Genomic DNA, 7,785 nt, shown 5'->3' with positions numbered 1-7,785 from the left:
CATCGTCATCGTCAAAAACGAAATGTCATCGTCATCGTAGCGAAGCGCCAGCGAGCGCATCGTCATCGTCAAAAACGAAATGTCATCGTCATCGTAGCGAGCAGAGCGAGCGCATCGTCATCGTTTATAAACTTCCTCCTCCCAGTGCTTGGTAGAGAGCGATGAGTCCTTGTGTTGCCTGGTAGAGGTTTGACAACTCATCGAGCTGGGCGCTGAGCAGAGCCTCTTGCGCTGTGAGCACTTCAATGTAAGTAGCCTTACCGTTAGCCATGAGTTCCTGAGTGCCTTTATAGGCATCTTGCAGCACTGCCACTTGCTTGATGTAGATTGCATCCTTGCTGGCAGCACTATTATACATCATCAACGCCTCATTAACTTCCATGCCAGCATTTATCATAGTGCTCACAAACTGCTGCTTTGCCTCTTCCTGCTTCAACTCACTTATCGCATAATCAGCTTTAATCTGCCCGCGTGCAAAGATAGGAGCAGTGAGTTCGCCCAGGGCGTTCAATAATATCTTCCCGGGGTTTACGGCACCGTTACTGTTGGTAAATCCCAGTGTTCCACTCAACGTGAGATTAGGATAAAAAGCAGCCTTGGCTTGCTGTTTTACATAGAAAGCAGCCTCCACGGCACGTTGCGCGGCACGCACGTCGGGACGATTGGCAAGCATCTCTATGGGCAATCCGCTGCCCAGGGTTGACGTGTTGAGCGACGACAGCAAGTGACCGCGTCCCACTGTGCTCGAGTGCTCAATGGTGGTGTGCGGCTGGCACAGCAGGATGCATATCGCATTCTCGGCACGCTGTATCTCAAACTGCATGTCGGCAATCTGGGCTTCTACGCCCAGCAGTGACGCCTGCATCTGATTGACCGAGGTAGAATAGGCGCGGCCATTCTCAAAGAGTGCGCGCTGTGTCACCAGTTGTTTCTCCCACAGTCCCTTGGTTTGCTGCATGATATCCAGCTGCCCTTTGCACAGGAGCAGTTTATAGTAGGCAATCGCTACTCCAGTCACCAGCTGCGACTGCGTTGCCTGCTCGATGTCGCGCGACTGTTCGAGCATGGCTTCGCTCTGGCGTTTCTTGTTCTTCAGGCTACCGAAGATGTCGGCTTGCCATTGAGCAGTGAGACCCACATTATATACGCCCGTGGTACTCTTGTTAAAGTAGTTCACGCCACCGTTAGGGTTGAAAGTCAAGCTAGGCAGGAACGCTTGCTTTGCCGCCTTGAGCGAAGCCTCGGCCTGCTGCACATGCAAGCGGGTCACAGCCAGGTCGGTATTGCGCACCAGCGCTGTGTCGATGAGCCTCTGCAAGTAAGGGTCGGCAAATAACTCACGCCATGACAACGTTGCAATCGAGGGCTGCGCAGTCGATGCCACTATCTCCTGCTGGTCGCCATAGAGGTTGCTAGGAACAGTGAGGTCACTCTTATACTCCTGGTGCAATGCCGAGCAACTGCCTAGCAAAGCCACAGCCACAAGCGGAATTATATTTCTTATCTTCTTCATAATCTATTTTTCATATCTCGCGAGGGTCATCTCTCGCGATATTTTCAGACTAAAAGAACATAACATCGTGTTATCGAAGTAAGAAGAACAAAAATAATTTATGTTCTTTACCACACTATAAATTTTGTTTTGTTCTTTTAGGCTAAAAAGAAATTATTTTAATTATTTTAATTTCTTTCAGTTAATGTCATTCTGTGTCCTTCTCGACAGGTGCTTTCTGGAACTTCTCATGCAGGGTCTGGAATGCGATGAAGAATGCCGGAGTGACAAAGAGCAACGCAACCGTTCCAACTGTCATACCACCCACAACACCCAGTGCGAGGGCGCGGTTACCATTAGCACCGGCACCGCCCTCAATGATGAGAGGTATCATACCTATCACCATACATGCCACTGTCATGAGGATAGGACGCAAGCGGTCTTCACACGCCTGGAATGCGGCATCCCTGATGCTCATGCCCTGCTTGCGGCGTTCCACAGCAAACTCTGTGATGAGAATAGCAGTCTTGGCAAGCAGACCGATGAGCATAATCACACCCGTCTGCAAGTAGATATTGTTGTCCATGCCAGGGAGACCCATCTCATGGCCGATGTATGACACTAAGAACGAACCCATTAGGCCAAATGGCACCGACATGAGGACCGACAGAGGTATAAACCACGACTCATACAAGCAACCGAGGATGAGATAGATGAGCAGGATACATATCAGGTAGATTATCACTGTCATGCTACTCTTAGAGTTTGCTTCAAGCTCGCGCGACATGCCGCCATACTCATAACCATATCCCTGAGGCATGGTCTTCTCAAATACCTCGGCTATCGCCTCATGCACCTGTCCCTCGCTGAAGCCCTGTGCAGGGTCAATGCTGCACGAGATACTCTGGAACAAGTTAAATCGCTTGAGCGATGACGAGCCCACTGTCTCATGGAGGGTAACAAACTGCGAGATGGGAGCCATCTGTCCGCCTGCCACCTTCACAAAGATGTTGTTGAGCGACGTGGGGTCGAGGCGATACTCGGGCGACGCATTAGCCATGATGCGATACACCTTGCCATACTGGTTGAAGTTGCCTATGTAAGCACCGCCGCAATAAGCACCCAGCGTGTTGAGCACAGCATCGGGCGACACACCCGAGCGGTCGCACTGCACTGCATTGATTTCTACCCTATATTTCGGGAAACGCTCCGAGTAGGACGACTGCACGTTGCCCACCTCGGGACGCTTAGCCAGCTCGGCAAGGAACTTATCCACGTTGGCCGAGAAATCGGTCATTGAGCCGCCTGCCTGGTCTTGCATCACCAGGTCGATGCTGTTAGAGTTACCGTAACCGGGAATCTGCGGCATCTGGAAGGGCAATATCTGCAACTCTTTGAGATCCTGACATGCCATGTAGAAGCGTCCTATCACCACATCGATGTAGTGTTCAAATCCTTCACGGTCGTCCCATGGCTTGAGACGAATGATGAAGGTCGCATAACTTGAGCCTGCACCTGAGATCATACCATAGCCCGACACCATCGCGTAGCTCTCAAGCTCGGGAATCTCTTTCACATGCTTCTCCACTTCTTTCATCGCCTCATTGGTCTGGTGCAGCGTGAATCCCTCGGGTGCACGCACCTCACACAAGATTACGCCCTGGTCTTCCTGCGGCACAAGGCCCGAGGGAAGGACTTTCATGAAAAGCACCATGAGCACCGATGCCACGATGAGCAGCAACCATGCCAGTCCAGGGCGCTTGAGGAACTTGCCCACGGCTTTCTTATACTTGCCCATAATGGCATTGTAGCTAGTGGTGTAGGCAAGTTTGGTGTAGTAGTTCAGATTCTTGCGGCCGTCTTCCTTGGGGGGACGCATCATGATAGCACACATCGCCGGACACAGCGTCATCGCCGACACGCACGACAGTCCCACCGATGCCGCGATTGTGATACCAAACTGGGTGAAGAACGCACCCGATGTGCCTGGCATGAACGACACGGGGATAAACACCGCCATGAACACTAGCGTACACGATATGACAGCCACCGACACCTCGCTCATCGCGTCGCGCGTTGCTTTCACAGGACTCTTGTAGCCGTTCTCAAGCTTGCCCATCACCGCCTCAACCACCACAATGGCGTCATCCACCACCGTACCGATGGCGAGCACGAGCGCAAAGAGCGTGAGGATGTTGAGCGAGAAGCCTGCCAGCTTAACGAAGGCAAAGGTTCCCAGCAACGACACTATGATTGACACCGACGGGATAACAGTAGCCTTGAGGTCCTGCAAGAAGAAATAAACCACCAGAATCACGAGGATGATTGCTATAACCAGCGTTTCCACCACGTTGTGGATAGCGGCATAGAGGAAGTCGTCGCTCGACATCAGTGTCTTGAACTCAAGTCCTGCGGGTAGCGACGGCTTGAGGTCTTCATAGAGCTTGTTAATCTCGGCATTCACTTGGGTCGCATTGGCGCCTGCGGCCTGGTTGATGATAAACATCACGCCAGGGTGTCCCTCGACTGTAGAAGCGAAGTTATAGCTCACCGCGCCTATCTCTACCGTTGCCACGTCGCTCAGGTGGAGCACCTGGCCAGTGTTGGTAGCCTTGAGCACGATATTGTTAAATTCTTCCACGCTCGACAAGCGGCCGCGATATTCAAGTGAATACTGATAGGCATTGTCGCTCTGCTCGCCCAGCGCGCCAGTTGCAGCCACAAAGCTCTGGCCTCCTATCGCTGCAAACACATCGTTAGGCTCTAGGTCATACCGTGCCATCACGTCGGGTTTCATCCAGATGCGCAGCGCATAGGTGTTACCCAGGTTGTTCACGTTGCCCACACCACCTATTCGCTGCAAGCGGGGCTTCACGTTGATGTCAATATAGTTGGCTATGAAGTCTGAGTCAAACTTGCCGTCGGTACTTTGCAGCGTTGCAATCTGGAGAATGCTATTCTGGCTTTTCTCAACCGACACTCCCACCTTGGTCACATCGGCGGGCAGCAGCGACATTGCCTTCGACACTCGGTTCTGCACATTGACGGCAGCCATGTCGGCATCCACGCCCTGCTTGAAATACACATTGATAGCCACCTCACCTGTTGATGAGGCGCTGCTGGTGATGTAGGCCATGTCTTGCACGCCATTCACTGCTTCCTCGATGGGTTGCACCACCGATTTCATCACAGTAGCGGCATCGGCTCCGGTATAGCTCGTTGTGATATTGACCGTGGCGGGCGCAATATTAGGGTATTGCTCGATTGATAGCGATGAGAGGGAGATGAATCCCACCAGCACTATCACAATTGAGATGGCTACTGCCATCACCCTGCGGTCTATGAAGATATTGTTTTTCATCGTTGCGTCTTAATAAAATTACTTAGTTGCTGGAGATGAGGGGAAAATGACCTGTTGTTTCTCGCGCACGTTATTGGCTCCGGTGCCCACAATGCGATCGCCAGGCTTGAGGCCTGATGTCACAACCACATCCTTGCCACTGCCTGCGTCCTCGTATGTGATGATGGCGCTAGTAGCACAACTGTCGGCGCCCACCTTGTAAACGAGGGTCTTGTCTTGCAACCTCACGATAGATGACGTGGGCACCACAATCACATTGCTTGCCTTATAGGGGTAAACCACAGTTCCCTGTGCGCCCGAGAAGAGCTTGCCGTCGGGGTTGGGGAACGTGGCGATGCAAGTCACAGCACCTGTTGTGCGGTCGATGGCACCCGCATAGCTGGTGATGCGTCCCTCTATGGGATACTCGGTGCCGTCCTTGAGTTTCAGTTTCACTGCGTTGAGCTTCGACATGCGCTGGTCAGAGGTCTCGGTGCCCGATGCGTTGGCAAGGTTATTAAGCTCGTCCTCGGTAATCGAGAACTTGGCCTTCATCTCGGCAGTTCCGCTCACAGTGGTGAGAAGCACGCCGGGCGAAACCTGGTCGCCAGGATTAACAGGCAGTGTGCCCACGATGCCAGCCACGGGCGAGGTGATGGTGCAATAGCCCAGGTTCACCTTAGCACGATCCACGGCAGCACGTGCCTGTGACTCGGCAGCCTTTGCCTGGTTGAGGTTATTGAGTGCTGAGTTCACTACATAGTCGCTCACGATATTCTGCGCATGCAGGTTCTTGTTGCTGTCATACTCCAGTTGAGCAGTCTTCACTGCGGCGTGAGCAGCAGTAAGATTGGCAACGGCAGTCTCTACTGCAAGCTGGGCATCGCGCTGGTCGATGACAAAGAGCACCGTTCCTGCACTCACACGCTGACCCTCAATCACGCACACCTTCATCAACTGACCAGTACACTGGGGCGTGATGCTCACGTCGTTTTTACCCACTAGCGTTGCACTATATTCATATGGTACTACAAGATCTTGAGTCTTGACCGTGATAGTTTCAAAACTTGCAGGATAAGTCTGCGATTCCTCGCTGCCGCCACAGGCAACCAGCATTGCCAGCCCCGCACACATGCAGCAGTTCATTAGATTTCTTTTTATCATTGTCTATATAGTTATGTTATTAATTTCACAATAATTCGTGCAAAGTTAGCAAGAAAATTTCATATATAGCATTATGGTGTAGTTTTTTTTGCATTTCTACCAAAATAACGTTAACTATATACCAATACACCAATGGGGAAATCCCACTTCAATCTCGCAGATGACGCAGATTAATATCTCAACTTTAGCATTTGATAATAAATATCGCTAATTCATTGTCCTGCCGGACAACATCGTAGCTCGATTCTAATTAATTTACGAATATTGAATTAAAAATCTGCGTCATCTGCGAAATCTGCGTGAGATTACCCCATTGATTTCTCTGTGACCTCAGTGCCTTCTGTGGGAGAGGGGCTGCACAACGCTAACCGGAAGGGGTAGAGCAATCGTTTTCGTTCTAAAAATAACCCTCTTTTTGATTTTTTATAACAAAATGGAGGTCGCATTGCAAATTTATGTTTATCTTTGCAGTTGATTAAGTGGAAATTTAATTGATTTTTTAATAAAATAATTACAAAAAATGGTAAGTTTTAAGGAGTTAGGCCTCGTGAACACTCGCGAAATGTTTGCTAAGGCTATTAACGGAGGTTATGCAATTCCCGCATTCAACTTCAACAACATGGAACAACTGCAGGCAATCGTAAAGGCTTGCGCTGAAACAAAGTCACCCGTCATCCTTCAGGTATCTAAGGGTGCACGCAACTACGCTAACCAGACTCTGCTTCGCTACATGGCACAGGGTGCTGTAGAGTATGCTAAGGAACTCGGCTGGGAGAATCCCCAGATCTGTCTCCACCTCGACCACGGCGATAGCTTCGAGCTGTGCAAGAGCTGCGTTGACTTCGGTTTCTCAAGCGTGATGATCGACGGTTCACACCTCCCCTACGAGGAGAACATCGCTCTCACAAAGCAGGTTGTTGAATATGCTCACGCTCACGACGTGACTGTTGAGGCTGAGCTCGGCGTTCTCGCTGGCGTTGAAGACGAGGTACAAGCTGAGGAATCTCACTACACCAAGCCCGAGGAAGTTATCGACTTCGCTACTCGCACTGGCTGCGACTCTCTCGCAATCTCTATCGGCACAAGCCACGGTGCTTACAAGTTCACTCCCGAGCAGTGCACTGTTGACCCCGAGACTGGTCGCCTCGTTCCTCCCCCCCTGGCATTCGACATCCTCGATGCTATCATGGAGCAACTTCCTGGTTTCCCCATCGTTCTCCACGGTTCTTCTTCAGTTCCCCAGGAGTATGTTGAGATCATCAACAACAACGGTGGCAAGATGCCCAACGCTGTAGGTATTCCCGAGGAGCAGCTTCGCAAGGCTGCTGCAAGTGCCGTTTGCAAGATCAACATCGACAGCGACAGCCGTCTGGCGTTCACCGCTGCTGTGCGCAAGGTCTTCAACGAGAAGCCCGGTGAGTTCGACCCCCGCAAGTACTGCGGTCCCGCTCGCGAAGAAATGGAACGCCTCTACAAGCACAAAATCCAAGAGGTTCTCGGCAGCAACGGCAAGGCATAATTGCTAACATCTGCTAAACACAAATGCCAAACACAAAACATCTTCCCGCCACAACGGCAGGAAGATGTTTTTTTATATTAGTATCTAGTTAACTCAACTTTAGCATTTGATAATAAATATTGCTAATTTGTTGTCCGGCAGGACAATACCTGAATAACCCCCACCGCCGAACGAAGTGGCGGTGGGGGAAGAAATGCAACATGCACCGCGTCCAGCAGGACGCTAATCGGAGCAAATAGGTGAGGCTCAAATGGTTTCACATGCTAAAGT

Annotated in this window: 4 protein-coding genes; 1 reads left to right on the top strand and 3 read right to left on the bottom strand. The window is 51.0% G+C overall.

What is annotated here, in order from left to right; all coding sequences use genetic code 11:
• Positions 1-124: 124 nt before the first annotated feature.
• The 3 genes from ACKI3C_RS04690 to ACKI3C_RS04680 all read right to left on the bottom strand — a co-directional run bounded on the left by ACKI3C_RS04690 (position 125) and on the right by ACKI3C_RS04680 (position 5,996).
• A complete protein-coding gene (locus ACKI3C_RS04690) occupies positions 125-1,513 on the bottom strand; it encodes a TolC family protein (RefSeq protein WP_407402556.1) in 1,389 nt (462 codons plus the stop codon).
• A 187-nt stretch (positions 1,514-1,700) separates the two neighbouring features.
• Entirely contained in the window at positions 1,701-4,853 is a 3,153-nt protein-coding gene (locus tag ACKI3C_RS04685; protein WP_407402554.1) for an efflux RND transporter permease subunit, read from the bottom strand.
• A gap of 18 nt (positions 4,854-4,871) precedes the next feature.
• A complete protein-coding gene (locus ACKI3C_RS04680) occupies positions 4,872-5,996 on the bottom strand; it encodes an efflux RND transporter periplasmic adaptor subunit (RefSeq protein ID WP_407402552.1) in 1,125 nt (374 codons plus the stop codon).
• Positions 5,997-6,516: 520 nt separating this feature from the next.
• Between ACKI3C_RS04680 and ACKI3C_RS04675 the strand changes: the two genes are divergently transcribed.
• Positions 6,517-7,515, top strand: coding sequence for a class II fructose-bisphosphate aldolase (locus ACKI3C_RS04675; RefSeq protein ID WP_407402550.1), 999 nt, complete (start codon positions 6,517-6,519; stop codon positions 7,513-7,515).
• Positions 7,516-7,785 lie beyond the last annotated feature (270 nt).

Origin of the sequence: Sodaliphilus sp., assembly GCF_045598405.1 — a bacterium.
In the GTDB taxonomy this organism is placed as follows: domain Bacteria; phylum Bacteroidota; class Bacteroidia; order Bacteroidales; family Muribaculaceae; genus Sodaliphilus; species Sodaliphilus limicaballi.
This window is presented reverse-complemented; position numbering and strand designations above follow the sequence as displayed.

Coding starts and splice junctions, on each gene's coding strand:
- ACKI3C_RS04690 (WP_407402556.1), bottom strand. CDS start 1,513: ATGAAGAAGATAAGAAATATAATTCCGCTTGTGGCTGTGGCTTTGCTA.
- ACKI3C_RS04685 (WP_407402554.1), bottom strand. CDS start 4,853: ATGAAAAACAATATCTTCATAGACCGCAGGGTGATGGCAGTAGCCATC.
- ACKI3C_RS04680 (WP_407402552.1), bottom strand. CDS start 5,996: ATGATAAAAAGAAATCTAATGAACTGCTGCATGTGTGCGGGGCTGGCA.
- ACKI3C_RS04675 (WP_407402550.1), top strand. CDS start 6,517: ATGGTAAGTTTTAAGGAGTTAGGCCTCGTGAACACTCGCGAAATGTTT.